The organism is Pseudomonas viridiflava (assembly GCF_003702045.1).
In the GTDB taxonomy this organism is placed as follows: domain Bacteria; phylum Pseudomonadota; class Gammaproteobacteria; order Pseudomonadales; family Pseudomonadaceae; genus Aquipseudomonas; species Aquipseudomonas viridiflava_C.
This window is the reverse complement of the sequence record NZ_RBTP01000015.1, coordinates 112079-134450: the sequence shown is the minus strand read 5'-3', so window position 1 is coordinate 134450 and position 22372 is coordinate 112079. Positions and strand designations below refer to the sequence as shown.

The 22372-nt window shown below is 57.9% G+C and carries 26 protein-coding genes; 16 read left to right on the top strand and 10 right to left on the bottom strand.

The window, feature by feature from the left end:
* Window positions 1–155: 155 nt before the first annotated feature.
* The 3 genes from ALP40_RS06935 to ALP40_RS06925 all read right to left on the bottom strand — a co-directional run bounded on the left by ALP40_RS06935 (window position 156) and on the right by ALP40_RS06925 (window position 2379).
* Window positions 156–713, bottom strand: a complete 558-nt coding sequence (locus ALP40_RS06935; RefSeq protein WP_122207561.1) for a hypothetical protein — start codon at window positions 711–713, stop codon at window positions 156–158.
* 190 nt (window positions 714–903) lie between these two features.
* Window positions 904–1815, bottom strand: coding sequence for an SDR family oxidoreductase (locus ALP40_RS06930; protein ID WP_122207560.1), 912 nt, complete (start codon window positions 1813–1815; stop codon window positions 904–906).
* A gap of 111 nt (window positions 1816–1926) precedes the next feature.
* Window positions 1927–2379: a flavodoxin gene (locus ALP40_RS06925; protein ID WP_122207559.1), complete on the bottom strand. Its 453-nt coding sequence runs from the start codon at window positions 2377–2379 to the stop codon at window positions 1927–1929.
* Window positions 2380–2522: 143 nt separating this feature from the next.
* Here ALP40_RS06925 and ALP40_RS06920 point away from each other — a divergent pair, with 143 nt between their 5' ends.
* Window positions 2523–2978 (top strand): PAS domain-containing protein, encoded by a 456-nt coding sequence (locus tag ALP40_RS06920; RefSeq protein ID WP_122207558.1) that lies wholly within the window; start codon window positions 2523–2525, stop codon window positions 2976–2978.
* Window positions 2979–3055: 77 nt separating this feature from the next.
* Entirely contained in the window at window positions 3056–3664 is a 609-nt protein-coding gene (locus tag ALP40_RS06915) for a hypothetical protein (protein ID WP_122207557.1), read from the top strand.
* A gap of 44 nt (window positions 3665–3708) precedes the next feature.
* Here ALP40_RS06915 and ALP40_RS06910 read toward each other — a convergent pair whose 3' ends face one another.
* A complete protein-coding gene (locus tag ALP40_RS06910) occupies window positions 3709–4671 on the bottom strand; it encodes a MerR family transcriptional regulator (RefSeq protein WP_122207556.1) in 963 nt (320 codons plus the stop codon).
* Between the two features lie 232 nt (window positions 4672–4903).
* Here ALP40_RS06910 and ALP40_RS06905 point away from each other — a divergent pair, with 232 nt between their 5' ends.
* The 6 genes from ALP40_RS06905 to ALP40_RS06880 all read left to right on the top strand — a co-directional run bounded on the left by ALP40_RS06905 (window position 4904) and on the right by ALP40_RS06880 (window position 8064).
* Window positions 4904–5473, top strand: a complete 570-nt coding sequence (locus ALP40_RS06905) for an antibiotic biosynthesis monooxygenase (protein WP_122207555.1) — start codon at window positions 4904–4906, stop codon at window positions 5471–5473.
* Window positions 5474–5723: 250 nt separating this feature from the next.
* Window positions 5724–6434 carry a dihydromonapterin reductase gene (gene folM / locus ALP40_RS06900; protein WP_122207554.1) on the top strand — a complete coding sequence of 237 codons (711 nt, stop codon included), beginning with the start codon at window positions 5724–5726 and terminating at the stop codon, window positions 6432–6434.
* Between the two features lie 21 nt (window positions 6435–6455).
* Entirely contained in the window at window positions 6456–7016 is a 561-nt protein-coding gene (folE, locus tag ALP40_RS06895; protein WP_122207553.1) for a GTP cyclohydrolase I FolE, read from the top strand.
* A gap of 2 nt (window positions 7017–7018) precedes the next feature.
* The gene (gene folX / locus ALP40_RS06890) at window positions 7019–7390 is read left to right on the top strand and encodes a dihydroneopterin triphosphate 2'-epimerase (protein WP_004885123.1); all 372 of its coding nucleotides are present in this window, start codon (window positions 7019–7021) and stop codon (window positions 7388–7390) included.
* A gap of 43 nt (window positions 7391–7433) precedes the next feature.
* A complete protein-coding gene (locus ALP40_RS06885; protein WP_007252642.1) occupies window positions 7434–7730 on the top strand; it encodes a DUF1244 domain-containing protein in 297 nt (98 codons plus the stop codon).
* The gene (locus ALP40_RS06880; RefSeq protein WP_122207552.1) at window positions 7723–8064 is read left to right on the top strand and encodes a HopJ type III effector protein; all 342 of its coding nucleotides are present in this window, start codon (window positions 7723–7725) and stop codon (window positions 8062–8064) included. The genes ALP40_RS06885 and ALP40_RS06880 overlap by 8 nt, the downstream gene beginning before the upstream one ends.
* Before the next feature lie 265 nt (window positions 8065–8329).
* Here ALP40_RS06880 and trxB read toward each other — a convergent pair whose 3' ends face one another.
* Both trxB and ALP40_RS06865 read right to left on the bottom strand, forming a co-directional pair.
* Complete coding sequence (gene trxB / locus ALP40_RS06870) at window positions 8330–9292, bottom strand: thioredoxin-disulfide reductase (protein WP_099226910.1); 963 nt, start codon at window positions 9290–9292, stop codon at window positions 8330–8332.
* 140 nt (window positions 9293–9432) lie between these two features.
* Window positions 9433–10032: a peroxiredoxin gene (locus tag ALP40_RS06865; RefSeq protein WP_122207550.1), complete on the bottom strand. Its 600-nt coding sequence runs from the start codon at window positions 10030–10032 to the stop codon at window positions 9433–9435.
* Between the two features lie 288 nt (window positions 10033–10320).
* On the opposite strand from ALP40_RS06865, the gene cysZ reads away from it, so the two are divergent.
* The 5 genes from cysZ (at window position 10321) to ALP40_RS06840 (ending at window position 15521) form a co-directional block, all read left to right on the top strand.
* Complete coding sequence (gene cysZ / locus ALP40_RS06860) at window positions 10321–11082, top strand: sulfate transporter CysZ (RefSeq protein ID WP_122207549.1); 762 nt, start codon at window positions 10321–10323, stop codon at window positions 11080–11082.
* A gap of 165 nt (window positions 11083–11247) precedes the next feature.
* Window positions 11248–12027, top strand: coding sequence for a 5'/3'-nucleotidase SurE (surE, locus tag ALP40_RS06855; protein ID WP_122207548.1), 780 nt, complete (start codon window positions 11248–11250; stop codon window positions 12025–12027).
* 31 nt (window positions 12028–12058) lie between these two features.
* Window positions 12059–12490, top strand: coding sequence for a MarR family winged helix-turn-helix transcriptional regulator (locus tag ALP40_RS06850; RefSeq protein WP_122207547.1), 432 nt, complete (start codon window positions 12059–12061; stop codon window positions 12488–12490).
* 130 nt (window positions 12491–12620) lie between these two features.
* Window positions 12621–13763: an alginate lyase family protein gene (locus ALP40_RS06845; protein ID WP_122207546.1), complete on the top strand. Its 1143-nt coding sequence runs from the start codon at window positions 12621–12623 to the stop codon at window positions 13761–13763.
* A gap of 546 nt (window positions 13764–14309) precedes the next feature.
* Window positions 14310–15521, top strand: coding sequence for a glycosyltransferase family 1 protein (locus ALP40_RS06840; protein WP_122207545.1), 1212 nt, complete (start codon window positions 14310–14312; stop codon window positions 15519–15521).
* Here the strand turns inward: ALP40_RS06840 and ALP40_RS06835 are convergent.
* The 3 genes from ALP40_RS06835 to ALP40_RS06825 all read right to left on the bottom strand — a co-directional run bounded on the left by ALP40_RS06835 (window position 15490) and on the right by ALP40_RS06825 (window position 17874).
* The gene (locus tag ALP40_RS06835) at window positions 15490–16593 is read right to left on the bottom strand and encodes an NADH:flavin oxidoreductase (protein WP_122207544.1); all 1104 of its coding nucleotides are present in this window, start codon (window positions 16591–16593) and stop codon (window positions 15490–15492) included. The two genes, ALP40_RS06840 and ALP40_RS06835, sit on opposite strands and share 32 nt — an antisense overlap.
* A gap of 177 nt (window positions 16594–16770) precedes the next feature.
* The gene (locus ALP40_RS06830) at window positions 16771–17259 is read right to left on the bottom strand and encodes a glutathione peroxidase (RefSeq protein WP_122207543.1); all 489 of its coding nucleotides are present in this window, start codon (window positions 17257–17259) and stop codon (window positions 16771–16773) included.
* Between the two features lie 129 nt (window positions 17260–17388).
* Window positions 17389–17874, bottom strand: coding sequence for a peptidylprolyl isomerase (locus ALP40_RS06825; protein WP_122207542.1), 486 nt, complete (start codon window positions 17872–17874; stop codon window positions 17389–17391).
* 13 nt (window positions 17875–17887) lie between these two features.
* On the opposite strand from ALP40_RS06825, the gene ALP40_RS06820 reads away from it, so the two are divergent.
* From ALP40_RS06820 to ALP40_RS06810, 3 genes are all read left to right on the top strand, one after another.
* Complete coding sequence (locus ALP40_RS06820; protein WP_122207602.1) at window positions 17888–18193, top strand: DUF3565 domain-containing protein; 306 nt, start codon at window positions 17888–17890, stop codon at window positions 18191–18193.
* Between the two features lie 78 nt (window positions 18194–18271).
* The gene (gene pta, locus ALP40_RS06815) at window positions 18272–20362 is read left to right on the top strand and encodes a phosphate acetyltransferase (RefSeq protein WP_122207541.1); all 2091 of its coding nucleotides are present in this window, start codon (window positions 18272–18274) and stop codon (window positions 20360–20362) included.
* 80 nt (window positions 20363–20442) lie between these two features.
* Window positions 20443–21342, top strand: coding sequence for an acyltransferase (locus ALP40_RS06810; RefSeq protein WP_122207540.1), 900 nt, complete (start codon window positions 20443–20445; stop codon window positions 21340–21342).
* Window positions 21343–21591: 249 nt separating this feature from the next.
* On the opposite strand, the gene ALP40_RS06805 is transcribed toward ALP40_RS06810, so the two are convergent.
* Window positions 21592–22296 (bottom strand): OmpA family protein, encoded by a 705-nt coding sequence (locus ALP40_RS06805; protein WP_122207539.1) that lies wholly within the window; start codon window positions 22294–22296, stop codon window positions 21592–21594.
* Window positions 22297–22372: the final 76 nt, after the last annotated feature.

The window sequence follows — 22372 nt, the reverse complement described above, 5'->3', positions numbered from 1 at the left end:
ATCCCGCCCCGGGATGTTTCAACCGCGTCATGGGCGTTAATCTTCGCGCCCTCTAAAGACGTGGATTTTTCAGCTCCCTGGTCCCGTCTGTTTAACCGCTGCACGGTTCTCCGTGCGGCGGTTTTTTTCGAACGGTAGTGGATCAACCAACACGTTCAGCCTTTAAAAGTGGGCTCTTTTGTTTTAAGCCCCTGCTTTTCAAGCGCTTTGATTTTAAGCATGTCGTAGCTGTCACCCGATTCGGCGAACGCTTGCAGGTTCTGAATGATATGAATGGCCCTTATGTAATCGGGCACCAATATCTTCGCGTAGGGATCCCCAGAGTCTGACTTCTCTTTCATGTCGACGATTCGGCTGGCAAAGAACTCCAGGGCATTGATCTCCTGGTCCGGGTTAAGCACTTTGCCTTTACTGTCGAACTCATTGCCGGCACGGCTCATGATTTCAGCCGTGTGATTATCGATAAAGCCCGCTTTGAACAGGATCATTCCCGCCCTGCCCAGCTCCTTGGGCGTGATCTGTTCCGGGTTGAACCCCTTGAACAGGGGTTTCATCCGGCGCTTTTCCATTTCGAAGGAATTCAACGCAATCGCATTTTCCCCGACTTCCGCCAGCACCTGGCTGATCTGAGCTGTGGGCCTCTTGGGATCGATTCGCGCAGCAGGCTGTTTGATAGTGACGGGTGGAAAATCACCCCAGATAGATCTGGCCATCGGTTACTCCGGTAATGGACGGGTTCAAGCGTCGTATCGGAGTCAAAACCGGTTAGTTAAGCGCTTTGAAAAAATCAATACCGGTACTACAAGTGCGCCAGACAGGTCTTACCTAAGAGAGTAAACACACTGACAAACAGTGCGCCGAACAGGAAAACCTGTTCGGTTCGATCACGCTAAACAGCGCGCGTTACTTCACATACTTTTGCACGTTGGCCATCATTTCTTTCAGCGCCTCGATGTTATCTGCCGGATGAGCCGCGCCGTCGAAATCACTGATGGATTGCCAGTGCGCGGCAACATCCTCCGGGCTGAAACCTGCGTGGGGATCGAAGCTGGCGCCCAGGCTACGCTCCCAGCGGACCTTGCCGATCCAGCCGCCCCCCACCTCGAACAGGCTGCCGCTGTCCTGACATTGATCACTGCCCAGGTACACCACCAACGGGCTGACCAGTTCGGGCTTGAGCAACTCGAAGACATTGGCCGGTATGAGCCCTTCAGTCATGCGTGTGCCGCCAGTCGGCGCGATGGCGTTGACGAAGATGCCGTTCTTGCGACCTTCCAGCGCCAGCGTACGGGTCAGGCCGTACAAACCCAGCTTGGCCATTGCATAGTTGGACTGTCCGAAGTTGCCGTAGATACCCGACGTCGACGAGGTAAAGATCACCCGACCGAAATTCTGCTCACGCAGATGGGGCCAGGCCGCATGCGTCACTTTGTAGGCGCCTTCCACATGCACCCGGTAAACCAGATCCCAGTCGGCGTCCTCCATCTTTGCGAAGCTCTTGTCACGCAGAATACCGGCGTTATTGACCACCACATCGATGCGCCCAAAAGCGTCGAGGGCATTCTGGACAATGTGGCCGCCGTCCGTGACCGAGTCATGGTTTGCCACTGCAGTCCCGCCCGCGTCACGTATCTCCTGCACAACCCTGTCGGCCGCCGAGGCATTGGCACCTTCACCGTGGGCCGAGCCGCCCAGATCGTTTACAACAACGCGAGCCCCGTGTTTCGCGAACAGCAACGCATGAGCACGCCCAAGGCCCCCGCCCGCTCCCGTCACGATGACGACTTTATCTTCAAAACGCACGGATTCGCTCATTGCTGGCTCCACTGTCAGGGTGACGTAATACCCCAAGTGTCGACCACGCGCAGGCCGGTCACAATCAACCGGCCGCTGCTGAATGGTGCTCGATAACCAGGCGGGATGATTTCAGCCCAGGTGCAGGATGAAATCTGCAAGCCAAGGCTCGGCGTCGCTCTCAGGCGTGACGCTCTCGCTGGCGTCCAGTGGCAGCATGGCTTGCACTTCCTGGACACCTAGCTCGGCAAACAGCTCACGCAGTTGCTCGCCGCCTGCGCAGAACGTGTCGCCGTAACTGGCGTCGCCCAGGCCGATGACGCCGCCGGGCAGACCGCGAAGCGCCGCAGGCAGTTGATCACGCAACTGGGCGTAGATCGGCACGATGTTGTCGGGCAGTTCACCCATCCCGGTGGTCGAGGTCACCGCGAGCAAAGCCTGTGGTTCGAAGGCCAGCAACTCTGGCAGCGTGATGCGGGGGTTGAGCAAGGTTTCGTGACCGGCTGCTCGCAGCAGACCGCCTGCATGGCGGGCCACTTCTTCGGCCGATCCGTAGACCGAACCGCACACAATCGCGACTCTCATGACTCATCCTCTGGCAGCGTTGAAAAAGGCGACAGTATGCCCCAGTGACCCTGCCCATTTCAGCCCCGACCGATAGTGGCTCGCGCTGGGATGGCAACAACCTCTAGAATACCGCCCTGAACTCTGCTCGGGATTGCCATGTAATGATCAGCGCAAAATTGCTGCAACTGGTAATAGAAGCATCGACTGACGGGATTGTCGTGGCGGAACAGGAAGGCGACGACAACATCCTCATTTATGCCAACAAGGGCTTTACTGACTTGACCGGCTACACTGCGGACGAAGTCCTGTATCAGGACTGCCGGTTCCTACAGGCCACCGATCGCCAGCCGCAAGCGCTTGAAGCGATTCAGAAGGCCATGCGCAGTGGCCAGGCCTGCCGACAGGTATTGCGCAATTACCGCAAGGACGGCAGTACGTTCTGGAACGAGCTATCCATCACGCCGGTGCGCAACGAAGCCAATCAGCTCATGTATTTCATCGGCATTCAGAAAGACGTCACCTTACAGGTGCAGAATGAGCAACGAATCAAAGAACTTGTGGACCAGTTGGCAGAGGCACGGGCAGAAATTGAAGCACTGAAATCGAGAAATAGCTGAGAATACGACGAACGGCAGGAACGCTGTGCGGATCAAAAGGTCTTTTTCATCTATTACCGGTTTGTTCGAGTCCCTTCATGCAACCTGAATCTCTCCTCACGCAGGCTGAACTGGATTTCATCCAGGGCATGCAGCGCAACCCCAAGCTGAACGTGCGTGATAGCACGCGCAGCCTACTGGTCAATGGTGGCGTGCAGATCCAGGATTTGTTGACCCGGCTGGCCGCTCACGAACAGGTCACGATTCACGCTCAGTTCAAGAATCAGCAGATGAATTTCCCGCTGCACCTCGTTGAAGATGAATTTCACGCGTTGCACCTTGAACTGGGAGCACCCAGCATTTTCGAGGAAGGTCCGCAGATTCGTCCGTGGCGGCTAATCCTGGATGAGCCGGTCCCGCTGGAGACTGAAAAAGGCTCGCTCACGCCTCTTTGGGTTCATGAGCTGTCGTTCAAAGGTGTTTTGCTGGAGTGCCGCAAGCCAGGCGCCAAGTTGCCCAAACATTTCGCCGCCTGGTTCAATCCCGTCGGTCAGGCCCCGATTGCCATGCGCGGCAAGCTGGAGCGTCTCAAGGACGACAATCGGGGTGCCTATCGCCTCAGCCAGCACAGCAAAGACAACTCAGAGCGCCTGCGCCAGTACATCCTGCAACAACACCAGCGCGTACACCCCTCGCTGCACCAGTAAGCGGCGACACCCGCCACAAATGCTGTCAGCTTCTGGCAGCTCGATCAGGTGTCCATCTGTCCAGCCATAAACTGTTTGAGTAACCGCTGCATGGAACGTCCATCACTGCCAAGGCAGGCGATGGGTGAACCGGCAAGACCTTCCTGCGCAAAATGCGACACCTCGCCCGCCAGCAGCAGCGGACACTCCAGTGTCAGCGCCAGTTTTTTCAGTCGCTTTGGCAGCTCGGCCGGGGCAGAACCGTTGGAAAACAGTACCAGCGCCGACGGCTGAATCCGGTCACAGACCAGGCTCAGCTCCTCAAAAGGCTGACCGATCGGCAGCACCCTCGTCGCGAAATCCGTCGTGCCCATCAGCAAGCCTGCCACCAGCAGCTCAAGCTCTCGTTCCTGATCAGGAAAGGCGGCCAGCAAGATATCAGCCTTGCGCATATCGTTCGCGAGTTGCAGCCGCTGCAAAACACGTCCACGCAGGAATGCATCGAAAAACAACGCCTCGCTGGTATGCCCGAATCCCGCCTGATTCTGCATCGCCTCTCGCCACAGCGGCATCAGAATGTCTTCGAACACGACCGTGAGTGAATAGGTCGAGAAAATCTGGCCATACAACTGCTCCAGACGGCGTTCGTCGAACGCGCCGATGGCCTCCCGAAGCTGGCCCTGCCATTGCGTCCAGTCGGCTCGTGACAATGCGTTTTCCGGCACAAGAGCTTGAGTGCGTGCGCTTTCGCTGCGGGCCAGGATCTTGCCGACCTTGCTGACCGCCACACCTCGCTCGTTCCAGCTCAGAATGCTGCGCACACTTTCGATATCAGCCTGCGAATACAAACGATGTCCGCTTTCGGTCCGGGTGGGCTGAATCAAACCGTACCGACGCTCCCACGCACGCAACGTCACCGGATTTACGCCGGTCAGGCGGGCGACCTCTCGAATCGGATAAAGCTCTTGTAGCTTGAAATCCTTGTCAGGCTCACTCCGGACAGGGCGGTCGTCGATGGGTTGACTCATACAAATTCACTTATTGTTGTGCGGCGCATTGTAAACGTCGCCGTCGAACGGTCTATAGCGTCATGCCTTAGAAGTTGAGTCCTGTGACTGTCCACAAAGTTCTACTTGTTTCAGGTGGATTCAGGAATAATCCTTGCTTGCTTCTGATCGAAGCTGACGCAGCCCACTACCCCGGCGCTGCGCCATGTGACCTCCCTACCCGGGACACTCACGCCTCTAACGGAGATACACAATGTCTACCTCACCCGTCACCTTGATGGTCGCACGTCGTGTTGCCCACGGCCGCTACCAGGAAATGATGGCCTGGCTGCATGAAGGCGAGCAACTGGCCACTGACTTCCCTGGCTATCTGGGCTCGGGCGTACTCGCTCCGCCGCCCGGAGACGATGAGTTCCAGATCATCTTCCGCTTTGCCGACGAGCAGACCATGCACACTTGGGAGCACTCCGCCTCTCGACGCTCCTGGCTGGTGCGTGGCAGCGGCCTGTTCGCCCAGCCTTCAGAGCATCGCGTCAGTGGCATAGACGGCTGGTTCGGCGCCGCCGATCAACGCCCTCCGCGCTGGAAGCAGGCCGTTGCGATCTGGCTGGCCTTCTTTCCGGTTTCACTGATTTTCAATTTCCTGCTAGGGCCGCTACTCAATCATCTGGAGCTGCTGCCACGCATCATGATCAGCACCGCCATACTGACCCCATTGATGGTTTACCTGTTCATACCGTTGTCCACCCGGCTGCTCGCTCCCTGGCTACAGACTTCTCCCGAGACGAACACACGTCGCACGCACTCCGCGTCATCCCGCTGATCCCGACAAGACCTGTACAAAATTAACAAGCCGGTACAGGTCTTGGTGATTCGAATAAAACCATTCAGCCTTGGAATTAGCGTGCTCCAAGCGTTTTTTCATGCCAATTGAATTGGGTTTCACGATGTTCAGGGTTGTACAAAAAAATTCTCTGGTATAACTTTGCTTTTAGCCCGAAGGACATGATGACCGTCCTGCCAACGGGCGCACGAGCGACAACCTTCCTAACGAACAGATGCGTGAATGGCCGATGGACTTCTCTTCTGCACCGATCCTGATCACCGGCGCCAGCCAGCGTGTGGGCCTGCATTGCGCATTGCGCCTGCTGGAGCAAGGGCAGCCTGTGATCGTCAGCTATCGCAGCGAACGCTCGGGCATCGATGAGTTGCGCAAGGCGGGAGCGGTCACCCTTCAGGGTGATTTCTCCACCGAAGCAGGCGTAATGGCGTTCATCGCCGAGCTGAAGAACCATACCGACAGCCTGCGCGCCATTGTGCACAACGCGTCCGAATGGCTGGCTGAAACGCCAGGCGATGAAGCAGAACAGTTCACCCGCATGTTCAGCGTGCACATGCTTGCACCCTACCTGATCAACCTGCACTGCGCCTCGTTGCTGCACGCCAGTGAAGTGGCCGACATCGTTCATATCAGCGATGACGTCACACGCAAAGGCAGCAGCAAGCACATCGCGTATTGCGCCAGCAAGGCAGGCCTGGAAAGCCTGACGCTGTCGTTTGCCGCACGGTTCGCACCGCGGATCAAGGTCAACGGCATTGCCCCGGCATTGTTGATGTTTCAAGCCACGGACGACGCAGAATACCGCGCCAACGCCCTCGCCAAATCGGCGCTGGGCATAGAGCCAGGTGCAGAAGTGATCTACCAGAGTCTGCGTTATCTTCTGGACAGCACTTATGTGACCGGCACAACACTGACCGTAAACGGCGGACGGCACGTCAAGTAAGCCGCCCCGAGGATCAATCTGATGAGCTTAACCCTGCCACAGCATTATCGAGAAATTCTGGTCGGCCTCGGTGAAGATCCAGACCGCGAAGGTCTTCTGGATACTCCCAAGCGCGCCGCCAAGGCGATGCAGTATCTGTGTCACGGCTACACCCAGAGTGTTGAAGAGATCGTCAACGGCGCTCTGTTCGCCTCCGACAACGATGAAATGGTGATCGTGCAGAACATCGAGCTGTACTCGTTGTGCGAGCATCATTTGCTGCCCTTCATCGGCAAAGCCCATGTGGCGTATATTCCTACCGGCAAGGTAGTGGGTCTGTCGAAGATTGCGCGCATCGTGGACATGTTTGCACGACGCTTGCAGATTCAGGAAAACCTGACCCGCCAGATCGCCGAGGCGATCCAGGACGTAACGGGCGCTTCGGGCGTAGCTGTCGTGATCGAGGCCAAGCACATGTGCATGATGATGCGCGGCGTCGAGAAGCAGAATTCGACCATGAACACGTCAGTGATGCTGGGCGCCTTTCGCGAATCAAGCACCACGCGCATGGAGTTTCTGCAACTGATCGGAAGGAGCAAATAGCAATGGCTCGACTGGAACCGGGCACTGCTCGTATTCGCGTCAAGGATCTGCGCCTGCGCACATTCATCGGCATCAATGAAGACGAAATCCTCAACAAGCAAGACGTATTGATCAACCTGACGATTCTGTACGTCGCTCAGGAAGCCGTGCGTGACAACGACATCGAGCATGCGCTCAACTACCGCACCATCACCAAGGCGATCATTCAGCACGTCGAAGGCAATCGCTTTGCGCTGCTTGAACGTCTGACCCAAGAAGTGCTGGATCTGGTCATGAGCCATCAGGCCGTGACCTACGCCGAAGTGGAAGTCGACAAGCCCCACGCCCTGCGCTTTGCCGAATCGGTATCGATCACACTCGCCGGTCAGCGCTGAACCTCTTATCATGACGAGCCCAACTGACTGAAAAGAGCCCGTCATGACCGAGCAAGAACGCCTCGAACTCGAAGCCGCCGCCTTTCGCCGACTGGTCGCGCATCTGGACAGCCGCAAGGATGTCCAGAACATCGACCTGATGAACCTGTCCGGCTTCTGCCGCAACTGCCTGTCCAAATGGTACAAGGCTGCGGCCGACGAAAAGCACATCGACATCAGCCTCGATGACGCCCGCGAAGTGGTCTACGGCATGCCGTACAGCGAGTGGAAAGCCCAATACCAGAAAGAAGCGAGCGCCGAGCAACAGGCCGCATTCGCCAAGGAACCCAAGCATGACTGACCTGAACTCCCTGCGCACCCGCCTGCGCAGCGGCGAACATGTATTTTCCGACACCCTGGCCTTTATCGCCGAGCACTACGACTACCAGCCACAGGCGTTCCGTAACGGCAACGTGGACAACGCTGCAGGTCAGAACGAAGGCTCCTGCAAAACCCTGGGCATGGCCCTGCTGGAGGGCTTGAGCGACGAAGAAGCGCTGTTGGCGTTTGGCGAGCACTACCGCTCCGTGCAAGCCACACCGGAAGGCAGCGACCACGGCAATATTCGTGCATTGATCAAGCATGGTCTGGCAGGCGTGACGTTCGAAGGCGAGCCGCTCAAGCGCAAGGGTTGAAAGGCAACGTAAAACCGGCTGAATAAACGCTGAAATGGCTTCTGCCCGCAGGGCGTGGGAGCTTTCGGAGGTTACGACGGCAGCGATGGGCTGCGCAGCGGCCCCAGATTGCATCTGGTACAAGGCATGCTGCCGGTGCCCGCCAGATCGCGGACAAGTGCGCTCCCACGATGCATTGTGTTTGCTGAGCGACAGTGCAGTGTCAGAGATAAAGTCCACAAAAAAACCGGCACAAGGCCGGTTTTTTCATACCTGCAAAACGCAATCAGAACGACGCGTTCGCCAAGCCGTCCAGATAGCGCTCAACATCCAGCGCGGCCATGCAGCCAGCGCCGGCTGAGGTGATTGCCTGACGGTAAACGTGGTCAGCCACGTCGCCCGCTGCAAACACACCTTCGACGCTGGTGGCGGTGGCATTGCCTTCGCGGCCGCCTTGCACAACCATGTAGCCGTCTTTCAACGCCAGTTGGCCATCGAACAGCGACGTGTTCGGCGTGTGGCCGATGGCAATGAAGACGCCGTCGACTTTCAACTCGTCGCTGGTGCCGTCATTGTTTTTCAGGCGAGCGCCGGTCACGCCCATGTTATCGCCCAGCACCTCGTCGAGCGTGGCGTTGAGCTTGAGCTCGATCTTGCCTTCGGCAACCCGCGCATGCAGCTTGTCGATCAGGATCTTCTCGGCGCGGAACGTCTCGCGACGGTGAACCAGCGTCACCTTGCTCGCGATGTTGGCCAGGTACAGCGCCTCTTCAACCGCAGTGTTACCGCCACCGACAACCGCCACTTCACGATTGCGATAGAAGAAGCCATCGCAGGTGGCACAGGCGGAAACGCCTTTGCCCATGAACGCTTCTTCCGACGGCAGGCCCAGGTAACGAGCGCTGGCCCCGGTCGCGATGATCAACGCGTCGCAGGTGTAGGTGGCGCTGTCGCCCTGCAGGCTGAACGGCTTGCCTGCCAGATCGACCGAGTTGATGTGGTCGAATACGATTTCGGTCTCGAAACGCTCGGCGTGCTCGCGCATGCGCTCCATCAATACCGGACCGGTCAGGCCATGTGGGTCGCCCGGCCAGTTGTCGACTTCAGTGGTCGTGGTCAGTTGACCGCCAGCCTGCATGCCGGTGATCAGCAGTGGCTTGAGGTTGGCGCGTGCGGCATACACCGCAGCGCTGTAACCGGCAGGGCCGGAACCGAGAATGATCACTCGGGAATGACGTACGTCTGACATGACACACTCCTATCGACCGGCCTTTTACGCCGCGGTCGGAACGGCTGGATAAGAAAGGATGGCTGAGAAACCTGAGATCGCTCAACCGTCCTGAAAATTCTGCGGCGGCGACCCGACGAACGTCAGGCCGCCGACATCAGTTACAGGCTCTTGGCGTTGGAAGCCAGGTAATCAGCCACACCTTGTGCATCGGCTTTCATGCCTTTCTGGCCTGGACGCCAGCCTGCCGGGCAGACTTCGCCGTGCTCTTCAGTGAACTGCAGCGCTTCGACCAGACGCACCATGTCGTCCACGTCGCGGCCCAGTGGCAGGTTGTTGACCACTTGGTGCTGAACCACGCCTGCCTTGTCGATCAGGAACGATGCACGCAGAGCAACGCCGTCGTCATGCTCAATGCCATAGGCGCGGGTGATCTCGTGCTTGACGTCGGCCACCATCGTGAACTCGACTTCGCCAATGCCGCCTTTTTCTACCGGGGTGCTGCGCCACGCAAAGTGGGTGAATTGCGAATCGATGGAAACGCCAACCACTTCAACACCCAGCTCGCGGAATTTGGCGATGCGGTTGTTGTGGGCGATGATTTCCGACGGGCAGACAAAGGTGAAATCCAGAGGCCAGAAGAACAAGACCACGTATTTGCCGCGCAGGGACGACAGCTTGAAGCTGTCGACGATGGAACCGTCACCCAATACCGCTGCTGCGTCGAAATCCGGGGCTAGCTTGTTTACCAGTACGCTCATTGATAACTCCATGAAAAATTGAAAGGACAGGTCCTGAAATTGCTGACAAGCCTATCGGGGTGGCAGAGAGTAAGGAAATATCGTTTCACAATCCACCTTATAGGCCGCCTCTATACAACCCAGAGGTCATTCTGATTCTGCCCCTTGGGCGATGTTCAGATTATTCCTTCCAGAGGTGACGGATCGACCGCACGTCGAATCCAACCTGAAAAAACAGCTGCAAGCCGCCTCTTTCACGGCCAACACAAAGCCGGTAAGGTCACGCCTTTCAAGCGTTCGGAGGCTGCCATGCCTGCACCTGCCCTCACCGGCCCGCAATACCTCAGAGAAGGCCTGAAACTGGTCATGAGCCCGCAGCTGCGCCTGTTCGTGCTGCTGCCCTTGAGCATCAACCTGGTGCTGTTCTGTGGGGTCATCTATCTGGCGATCCATCAGTTCGAGCTGTGGGTCGATGCGTTCATGCCCACGCTGCCCCACTGGCTGAGCTTTCTCAGCTACATCCTCTGGCCGCTCTTCGTCGCGCTGGTGCTGCTGATGGTGTTCTTCACCTTCACGATGGTTGCCAACGTCATCGCTGCGCCATTCAACGGTTTTCTGTCGGAGAAAGTCGAAGCGGTGGTGCGCGGCGTGGACGAATCACCCGCCTTCAGTTGGGCCGAACTGGTTGCGATGGTGCCGCGTACCCTGGCGCGTGAGGCGCGCAAACTGGGCTACATGCTGCCGCGCATGCTGGGGCTGTTCATCCTGTCATTCATACCCGTGGTCAACATCATCGCCGCGCCGCTATGGCTGTTGTTCGGCGTCTGGATGATGGCCATCCAGTACATCGACTACCCCGCCGATAACCACAAGCTGGGCTGGAACGAAATGCTCGGCTGGCTGAAAACCAAACGCTGGCAGAGCCTGAGTTTCGGCGGCATCGTTTACGTCGCGCTGCTGATTCCGGTCGTCAACCTGCTGATGATGCCCGCTGCGGTGGCAGGGGCGACCTTGTTCTGGGTGCGTGAGCGTGGGGCGGAGGCGTTGCCGACCCGAGTCACGCGGACCTGATCGACACTGGCCGGTCGTCGCTCGCCCTTCGCGACGACCGGACCATCATCGCGGCTTCTAAATGAAATTCCCGTTAAGGAATACCTATACAAATTTAGCTATGTAAATATAGCAAAATTAGGGTAAGCCTACGACCTGTCAAGGTCGTGCGATGGGAGACGACTCATGAACAGCCGAACATCCGGGTTCGAACGGATCCTGCTCACCAATGACGACGGCATTAATGCGCCAGGGTTAAAAATTCTGGAGCGTATCGCCTGTCAGCTCGCCAATGAGGTGTGGGTGGTAGCTCCGTTACTTGATCAGAGCGGCGCCTCCCATTCTTTGAGCCTTCACACACCTCTGCGGCTCAGCTCTCACGGTAACCGGCGCTTTGCAGTCAACGGCACTCCCGGTGACTGTGTGGCAATGGCGCTGGGGCATCTGCTCAATCACGACAGACCTGACCTTATTCTTTCGGGCGTCAACAGAGGCACCAACCTGGGCGTCGAGACCGTCTTTTCAGGAACGGTGGGTGCCGCCATGACGGGCCTCTTGTTCGGCATTCCTTCCATCGCGCTGAGTCAGGCGACAACCCCCAATCGCGCGATACCTTGGGACGTTGCGCTCCATCACGGGCCCGCTGTGATTGCTCAACTCATGAACATGCAATGGCCTGACGATGTTTGCCTGAACGTCAATTTCCCTGACCACGCGCTCAATGACGTCCGCCCCTTGAAGCTGACACGTCAGGGCAAAGGTCGCCTGGACGGGGTGACCGTCAGCTCACAGCATGATCCGCGTGGTGTCGAGTATCACTGGCTAAGCCTTGAAAGAGGCCACCTGGCCGATCAGGCAGGGACTGAATCGGCCGAACTGCTTGCCGGGCATATCACGGCAACGCCGTTGATGTTTGAGCGCACCCATTGTGATGGGCTTGCGAGGATGAAAAAACACACTGCATGAACGATCACACTTCGAAGTCCGGAACTTGCCGATGAACATTTCACTGTTACGCGAACAAGTAACCCGACTGGGCAAACGCCTTCGTCAGGAAGCACAGAACCACCCGGAAAGCTGGTCGCAAATGTTGGTCCTGAGCGCCATTGACCGGATGGGCGGAACGGCAACGCCGTCAAAAATTGCCGAAACCGAAAACATGCAATCGTCAAACCTGGCCTCTTTATTGAGAGAACTGGACGCGCGCGAGCTGATTACCCGAACGCCAGACACGCAAGACAAACGCCGTACCTGGATTGCTCTGTCGGAAAAAGGCAACGCGATTTTGCAGGCGAGTCGAGACCAGCGTGATCAATGGTTGAGCGATGCCGTGCAGGCGTGCCTGACAGACGATGAGCGCCGGCAGCTGGAAGCCGCCGGGGCGATCATGGAAAAGCTGAGCGCCTATCGTCATTCGTCCGATACGTGAACATCGGCGAAACGGGGCTGACCCTTATTCAATCGACATGCAGACGGGAACGACATTGAAATCATCATGCAGTCCAGGACGAAAGATATCGACGGTCTTCAGCGGCAGCCTGCTAATTGGCCTGTTGTTCATGAGTGTCCACTGCCATGCAGCGCAGGCGGCATCGCCATTCACACATCCAGGCCTGCTGCACTCGCAGCAAGACTTTGAACGCGTGGAAAACAAGGTGGCTCACCATGAACAACCGTGGAGCGCAGGCTGGCAGACACTGACCGCCAACCGTCACGCCTCACTCGACTGGAAACCCAATCCACAAGCCATCGTTTATCGCGGACTGGACCATCAGAAGCACAAGGAAAACTACAGCGCGCTATTCAATGACGCAGCGACCGCGTACGCACTGGCCCTGCGCTGGAAGATTTCGCATGACAATGCTTATGCAGAAAAGGCCATCGACGTGCTGAATCAATGGTCATCGACCCTCACATCGATTGAGGGCTCGGGTGACCGGTATTTGGCTTCCGGACTGTATGGCTATGAGTTCGCAAACGCCGCCGAGATCCTGCGTAACTATCCTCGCTGGGCACCCGCAGACTTCCAACGCTTTCAGAACATGATGCTGACGAAGTTTTACCCCATGAACCACGACTTCCTGATTCATCATGACAACGCGCTGGTTGACCATCACTGGGCGAACTGGGATCTGGCGAACATGAATGCCATGCTGGCCATCGGCGTTCTGAGTGATCGACGCGATATTTACAATGAGGCGGTCAACTACTTCAAAAATGGCGCAGGCAACGGCGCCATCAAACATGTTGTCTGGCACCTGTACAACCCCTCCCTCGGTCAGGTGCAGGAAAGTGGCCGGGATCAGGCGCACACGATGCTGGATATCGCATTGCTCGGTTCATTCTGCCAAATGGCATGGAATCAGGGTGATGACCTGTTCGGCTACGACAACAACCGCGTCCTGGCAGGTGCCGAGTATGCAGCCCGTTATAACCTCGGTTATGACGTACCTTTTACGCCTTATACCAAAAGTATCGGTACGCAGGTGGTCATTTCCGACAAATACCGCCGCGACGAACGCCCTGTCTGGGAGTTGCTCTACAACCATTATGTGGTATTGAAACGCCTTAAAGCACCCCATGTGGAAGCGTTCGCCAAACAGGTCAGGGTCGAGGGCGGCGGTGGTAATTACAGCCCTAACAGCGGCGGTTATGACCAACTGGGTTACGGCACTCTGATGTTCTCGCTGCAGCACTTATAGCGGTAAGGGATAGAGGGTGTACACAACGCCCTCACCTGCCGGAAAACCATCATGCAACGGCAACACCTCACCCCAATCGGCAGATTATTGCCACGGCTTAAACGGCGTCATGTGTAGGACATGTATGTAGGACTTAAAAGTTTATTGATGACTTTATTGAGCGCAATCCTGTAGGACCTAAAATTTTGAAAAAACTGGCACTTCATTTGCTCTACCTGTTTTAACTAACAGGAGCATACAACCATGCACATTGAACAGCCCTCCTCCACATCCCGCCTGGCCGGAAACGCCGAGTCAGCGGCGCTAGAAAAAACAGCGCGGTCTCGTGCCGTACAGTTTTCTCAGATACTGAAGCATGTGGAATCATCAACGCCTAACAAGACGCTGTAGTCCGTATATAGCCTCGTATATAGCCCCTTCCAAACCCGGCTCAAACGTGACTGGCCCCATCCTGCATTCCCTCCCTCAATGCGACGTGTCCCCCCCATCACAAATCCATCACAAACCCGCCACATTACCGACATGTCTTCGGACGAGACTCTTCTCATGAGCCAATCCCTGCACGTCACCCTCATCACTGAAACGTTCACCCCCGAGATCAATGGCGTTGCCAATACCTTGGGGCGATTGTGTGAGGGTCTGCGGTTACGCGGGCATCGGGTTGAGCTGATCCGGCCCCGGCAGAGCGACGACACTGTTGCAAGCGCGGCCGACGATCTGATGCTGTGCCGTGGCTGGCCTATCCCTGGGTATCCAGGGCTGCAATGGGGTCAGTCTTCCATGCACAAGCTGTTGCGCCGCTGGCAGCGCAAGCGACCTGATGTGTTGTACATCGCGACTGAGGGGCCGCTGGGGCTTTCTGCGTTGCGGGCAGCCAGGCGCCTGGGGATCGCGGTGGTCAGCGGTTTTCACACCAACTTCCCTCAGTACACGCAACAGTACGGCATGGGCTTTGTCACGCGTCTATTGACCCACTATCTACGCTGGTTCCATAACCGGTCACGCGTGACACTGGTGCCGAGTGTCAGCCAGAAAGTGGAGCTGGAACGGCGAGGTTTCGAGCGCATCGCGTTGCTATCCCGAGGGGTCGACAGCCAACTGTTCCACCCTGCCCGCCGTTCGCAGGCGCTACGCGATAGCTGGGGGCTGGGCACCCATGACACGGCTGTCATTCACGTTGGCAGGCTTGCCCCCGAAAAGAATCTGGGTCTGCTCAAACACAGCTTCGAAGCCCTGAAAACCCGTTACCCGCAGCGCAACATCAAGCTGATCATCGTCGGCGACGGGCCGCAGCGTGCGTGGCTGCAGCAGCAGATTCCCGATGCCCTGTTCTGCGGCGCTCAACGGGGTGAAGCGCTGGCGACACACTATGCATCAGGCGACATGTTTCTGTTCCCCAGCCTGACTGAAACCTTTGGCAATGTGGTGCTGGAAGCGCTGGCTTCGGGCCTGGGTGTGGTGGCTTACGATGAGGCGGCAGCCGGACAGCATATTCGTCACGGCCACAACGGCGCACTGGCCATGCCTGCCGACGAAGCGGCGTTCATTGACTCAGCGCTCTGGATGCTGGAAGACGATGAGACGCTGCGTCGCGTCCGCCTGAACGCGAGGCAGCATGCGGGCCGTCAGGGATGGCCAGCGATTATCGATCAGTTCGAACGCCAGTTGCTGGAGGTCTGCCCGCCCCTGAACACGCCAGAGGCAGAGCAGGTCACTCGCACCACGGTCAGGCGAGCGTCGTCAGTGCCTCTCGACTGAATGGCAGGATGTCCTGCTCGCGGCCCTCGCGCACTTTAACGGCCCATTCCGGGTCAACCAGCAGCGCTCGTCCAACCGCCACCAGATCGAACTCGTCGTTGCCCAAACGCTCCAGCAGGTTCTCAAGGCTGGCCGGTTGAGCAACCTTGTCAGTGTTGACCATAAACTGCAGAAACTCGCCATCTAGCCCGACGCTGCCGACCGTAATGGTCGGTTTGCCAGTCAGCTTGCGCGTCCAGCCGGCCAGGTTCAGATCGGAACCTTCGAATTCAGCTTCCCAGAAACGCCGTGTCGAACAATGAAAGATGTCCACACCTGCGTCCGACAGTGGCTGAAGGAATTCGCCCAACGCCTCCGGTGTTTGAACCAGACGTGCGGTGTAATCCTGCTGCTTCCACTGTGAGAAACGGAAGATGATCGGGTAATCCTGTCCGACCGCGGCACGTACCGCCTGGATCAGTTCGATGGCGAATCGCGAACGATTGGCAAGGCTGCCACCGTACTCGTCCGTGCGCTGGTTGCTGCCCTCCCAGAAAAACTGGTCGATGAGGTAGCCGTGAGCGCCGTGGATTTCAACGCCATCCATGCCGATGGCTTTGGCATCGGCGGCTGCCTGAGCGAAGGCAGCGACAACCTCGTCGATATCCTGCGTGCTCATGCCATGAACCAGCACCTGCCCGTCCTTGACCTTCTCCATCGGCCCATAGGCAGGCACGCTGCCGTCAGGTTCAGTGCCGAGACGGCGGACAGAGCCGACATGCCAGAGCTGCGGCGCGATCTTGCCGCCCTCTGCGTGTACGGCATCGACGACCTTTTTCCAGCCTGCCAACGGCGCTTCGCCAAAGAATTGCGGCACATTGGGGTAGCCATTGGAAGCCTTGTGATCCACCGTCGTGCCCTCGGTGATAATCAGCCCGACGCCAGCGGCAGCGCGACGCCGGTAGTATTCGACGACCTTTGAGTTCGGCACATGCCCTGGCGAAAAAGAGCGCGTCATCGGCGCCATGACCACACGTGACGATAATTCCAGGCTGCCCAGATGAAAGGGTGTGAACAAGGCTTTTACCGGCATGCGCGGGGTCTCCAATGAGCATTGACAGTTCGCGACCCGGCACGGCATGCCGAATCAAGCGCGCAGCATAGGGCGTACTGCGAGCACAGGCCCAGTACTATTGATTTGACTGATTTGAGTTCAGAAGCAGTAGGCAGACGGGGTGGCCGAGGCGTCGCAGGCCACCCGAACAGGCGATCAGTGCAGACCGAGCGCCTTTTCGATCGCCTGGATGACGGCAGGATCGTCAGGTGCCGTGCGCGGGGAGAAACGCGCAATGACTTCGCCACTTTTGCGAACGAGAAATTTTTCAAAATTCCAGGTGATGTCGCCGGGAAACTCGGCTCCCTCACCCGCCAGCAGACGATAGAGTGGATGACGATGCGGCCCGTTCACCTCAAGCTTCTCGCCCAGAGGAAACGTCACACCGTAGTTGAGCTCGCAGAAATCGGCGATCTCTTTTTCAGTCCCAGGTTCTTGACCGGCAAACTGGTTACAGGGCAAACCCAGGATGGTCAGGCCCTTGTCCTTGTATTGCTGGTAAAGATTTTCAAGCGCTGCGTATTGCGGCGTGAGCCCACATTTCGAAGCGACATTGACAACCAGCACCACTTTTTCACTGAACGGAGCCAGCGACAGCTCCTGGCCATCCAGCGCTTTCAGCTTGATGTCGTGGAAAGCACTCATGAAGAACCCCCTTGAAGCCCGAACCTTGAGCCAGACCTTGAAAAGGCGCAATGACTGTACGCGTAACGAAAGTCGTCATCGCAGAACAGCCAGAGCGCCTTGTCAGTGACCTGAGCTTAGCAGCACAAATCAGTGATGATGGCCGCCTTCGCCATGAACGTGGCCATGAGCCACTTCTTCTTCGCTGGCATCGCGAATGTCCACGACCTTCACGTCGAAGTTCAGGCGCTGACCGGCGAGCGGGTGATTACCATCGACGGTGACGTCGTCGCCATCCAGATCGCGAATGGTCACGATCTGCATGCTGCCATCAGGACCCGACGCGTGGAACTGCATGCCCACTTCGAGTTCGTCGACACCTTCGAACATGCTGCGGCTCAGGGTGCTGACCAGTTCTGCGGAGTACTCACCGTAGGCATCTTCCGGCTCGATGGCGACTTTCAGCTCGTCACCGACGTTCTTGCCGTCCAGTGCCTTTTCCAGGCCCGGAATGATGTTACCGGCACCTTGCAGGTAAACCAGCGGCGCGCCACCGGCGGAGCTGTCGATGACCTCACCAGCGTCGTTGGTCAGGGTATAGTCAATGGAGACAGCCTTATTGGCGGCGATCGGCATGGGGACAAGACCTTTGCTTAAGATTGAAGAACGAGCAAGTTTAACCAAGCCATCGCCCGAAAGCGAACGCAACTCTGACAGACGGCCCCGATTGGAAAATTCAACGCTCATCGATTTCAGGCAGGATGAAGACGGACACTGGATCGCGGTCCTGTCCTGCGGGCACACGCAGCATGTGCGCCACCAGCCGCCCTGGCAGTCCCGGGCCTGGGTGCTGGACCCGGTTCAGCGCCAACAAAAAATAGGCAAGGGCTTTTACTGCGGCTGGTGTGCGAAAGCCCCGGATAGCGATAGTCTTGGCAAGGAGGATCCGCATTAGACGGTTCCCGGTCTTTTTTACGGTTGTCGGCTGTTTACGTTCGCCACAACCCTTGCACTGCTCAATCGAGAAGCCAGAATGCAAACGTTTTTCATCGCCCCTACCGATTTTGGTGTGGGGCTGACCTCTATTAGCCTCGGACTGGTGCGCACCCTGGAGCGTGCCGGCCTGAAGGTGGGCTTTTTCAAACCGATTGCCCAGCCGCACCCTGGCGACCTTGGCCCGGAACGCTCCACCGAACTGATGGCTCGTACCCACGGCCTGAAACCGCCCAAGCCTCTGGGGCTGGCGCACGTCGAGCGCATGTTGGGCGATGGGCAACTGGACGAACTGCTCGAAGAAATCATCACTCTTTACCAGCAGGCCGCTGTCGGCAAAGACGTGCTGGTGGTCGAAGGGATGGTGCCCACGCGCAGCGCCAGCTACGCCGCACGGGTCAACCTGCATTTGGCCAAGAGCCTGGATGCCGAGGTGATTCTGGTGTCCGCACCGGAAAATGAAGTGCTGACCGAACTCTCAGGACGGGTCGAACTGCAGGCGCAATTGTTCGGCGGCCCAAAGGATCCGAAGGTATTGGGCGTCATCCTTAACAAGGTGCGCACCGACGAAAGCATGGAAGTGTTCGCTGCCCGACTCAAAGAGCATTCGCCCCTGCTGCGCAATGGCGATTTCCGCCTGCTGGGCTGCATTCCCTATCAGACCGAACTGAACGCACCACGCACCCGCGACGTTGCTGAACTGCTGGGCGCTCAGGTGCTCAATGCGGGCGACTATGATCAGCGCCGCATGACCCGAATCATCATTTGTGCGCGAACCGTGCTCAATACCGTCCCCCTGCTCAAGCCTGGCGTGCTGGTGGTGACCCCGGGCGATCGCGACGACATCATTCTGGCCGTGAGCCTGGCAGCGATGAATGGTGTGCCGCTGGCAGGCTTGCTGCTGACCAGCGACACCGTGCCGGACCCTCGCATCATGGAGCTGTGCCGAGGCGCGCTCCAGGCCGGTCTGCCGGTTCTGTCGGTCAGCAGCGGCTCTTACGACACCGCCAACCGCCTCAATCAGTTGAACAAGGAAATCCCCATCGATGACCGTGAGCGCGCGGAGCTCATCACCGATTTCGTCGCCAGCCATCTGGATGCAAAATGGCTGCATCAACGCTGCGGCACCCCCCGCGAGCTGCGCCTGTCGCCCGCGGTGTTCCGCTATCAGTTAATCCAGCGTGCGCAGTCGGCCAACAAACGGATTGTGCTGCCGGAAGGCAACGAGCCGCTGACCATCCAGGCGGCGGCTATTTGCCAGGCTCGCGGCATTGCCCGTTGCGTACTGCTGGCCAAGCCCGAAGAGGTGCATGCCATTGCAAAGGCTCACGGAATCGAGCTGCCACCGGGGCTTGAAATCCTCGACCCGGACCTGATTCGCGAGCGCTACATCGCGCCGATGGTGGCGTTGCGCAAAAGCAAAAGTCTCAACGCGCCGATGGCTGAGCAGCAGCTTGAAGATACCGTGGTGATCGGCACAGTCATGCTGGCACTGGATGAAGTCGATGGCCTGGTGTCGGGCGTCGTTCACTCCACCGCCAACACCATCCGTCCAGCCCTGCAACTGATCAAGACTGCACCGGGCTGCACTCTGGTGTCTTCGGTGTTCTTCATGCTGTTCCCCGAGCAAGTGCTGGTCTATGGCGACTGCATCATGAACCCGCACCCAAGCGCCAGCGAGCTGGCAGAGATCGCCCTGCAAAGCGCCGACTCCGCCATCGCGTTCGGCATTGAACCGCGCGTCGCGATGATCAGCTATTCCAGCGGCAATTCGGCCAGTGGAGAAGAAGTCGAGAAGGTGCGCGAAGCCACGCAACTGGCCCGCGAGACCAAGCGCGATCTGTTGATCGACGGGCCGCTGCAGTATGATGCCGCCGCCAACGAGCACGTCGCTCGGCAATTGGCACCCGACAGCCCGGTTGCAGGACGTGCCAACGTGTTCGTGTTCCCTGACCTGAACACGGGCAACACCACCTACAAAGCGGTGCAGCGCAGTGCCGATTGCGTGAGTCTGGGGCCAATGCTGCAAGGTCTGCGCAAGCCGGTGAACGATTTGCCACGCGGCGCACAGGTCGACGACATCGTTTACACCATTGCGTTGACAGCCATTCAGGCCGACACATTGCCCTGATACACACGAGCCTGATACACAGCCATGATGCCGCAGGCGAACCTGCGGCGTCCGATCACTGCCCCGGAGCCTTATCCGTCATGGATTTCCTGCCTGCCCCCTTGCGCGGCGTCATTGCCTCGCTGCTGTTGGCGCTGAACACCATCGTCTGCTGCACGGTGCTGTTCGTGGTCACGATCTTCAAGATCTGCCTGCCCTTCTCTGCCGCCCAACGCGCCACCGACTGGATGATGAGCCACATTCAGGAAACCTGGATCGGCAACAACAATGCGTGGATCCGACTGCTCTGCAACACGCGCTGGCACCTGTCCGGCCTTGAGGGGCTGGACTATCAGCACTCGTACCTGGTGACCAGCAACCACCAGAGCTGGGTCGACATCATGGTGCTGCAATACGTGCTGAACCGTCGCATCCGTCCGTTGAAGTTCTTTCTCAAGCAGGAGCTGATCTGGGTCCCGGTGATTGGTCTGGCGTGGTGGGCATTGGGTTTTCCGTTCATGAAGCGCTATTCCAAGGCGTACCTGGCCAAGCACCCGGAAAAGAAAGGCAAGGACCTGGAAACCACTCGCCGTACCTGCGCGAAGTTTCGTCACAACCCCGTGGGAATCTTCAACTTCGCAGAAGGCACGCGCTTCACGCCGGGCAAGCATGCAGAGCAGAACTCACCATTTCGCCACCTGTTGAAACCCAAGGCTGGCGGCATTGCCTTCGTACTGGATGCGATGGGTGAGCAATTGGAATCGATCATCAACGTCACCCTTCACTACCCTGCTGGCCGGCCGGGTTATTGGGACCTGCTGTGCGGCAGGGTGAAGGACGTGGTCGCCCACTTCGAAGAGATCAAAGTCCCGCAGCAGTTCGTGGGCAAAAATTATGATCAGGACGGCGAGTACCGCCTGGAATTCCAGCAGTGGATCAACGCGTTGTGGGAAGAGAAAGACCAGTTGCTGGAAGAGATGCACGAGCGGTATCGCGGTTGACCTACGCAATACCCGTGGGAGCGAGCTTGCTCGCAAATGGGTTGTACATCCGCAATAAACTCAGCGTTGGACATCAGACCTTCGCGAGCAAGATCGCCCCTACGGGGCTTGTGTTTAGGCGTTTGATCGCTACCACATTCCGCGTGCTCGCACTCAGCCGACGCCTTTGGTGATCAGGCCCATTGGGACACGGAGCGTCCCGGTCTACATGCCCACACATGGCATGGGCACGATTATCGATCAAGGAACTTACTGTTGGTATTGCTGATATTGCTGGCCCGGAATCGGCTTGAGGTTGACCTCTACACGACGGTTCTGAGCGCGGCCATTGGCATCGGCGTTGCTCGCAATCGGTTGGTCAGGACCTGCGCCACGAACCGACAAGTGGGCCTGATCGACCCCTTGTGAAGTCAGGTAGGTCGCGACACTCTGGGCGCGCTGCTGCGACAGATCCATGTTGTGTTGACGGCTGCCGGTGCTGTCGGTGTAGCCAATGATCTCGATGTTGCTCTGATTGAACTGCTTGAGCGAATTGGCCAGGTTGTTGAGCGGAGAATAAAAGCTGCTGGCGATGGCCGAAGAGTCAGTCGCGAAAGTGATGTTGCCCGGCATGATCAATTTGATCTGATCGCCCTGGCGCTGAACCTCAACGCCGGTGTTGGCCATGCTGGCACGCAGCGCCGCTTCCTGTTTGTCCGCGTAGTAACCGTAACCTGCCGATGCAGCACCGACGACCGCAGCGCCGATCAACGCGCCTTTGCCGCGACTGTTATGGTCGATTGCGGCACCCGCCAGCGCACCGGCCAACGCGCCGATGCCGCCATATTTTGCGGTCTTGTTCATGCCGCCGGAGCTTTGCGCCTGACCCTGATTGTCATAGGGGTTGGACGTCGCACAGCCGGAGAGCATGGCCGCAGCGGTGGCTGCAATAATCAAACGACGCGAAATGAACATTCAGAAGCTCCTGGGTTGGAAGAACGCTAATGACCGATTAGAGCATGGCGTCTGTCAAAAATTCCTTAACACGGCC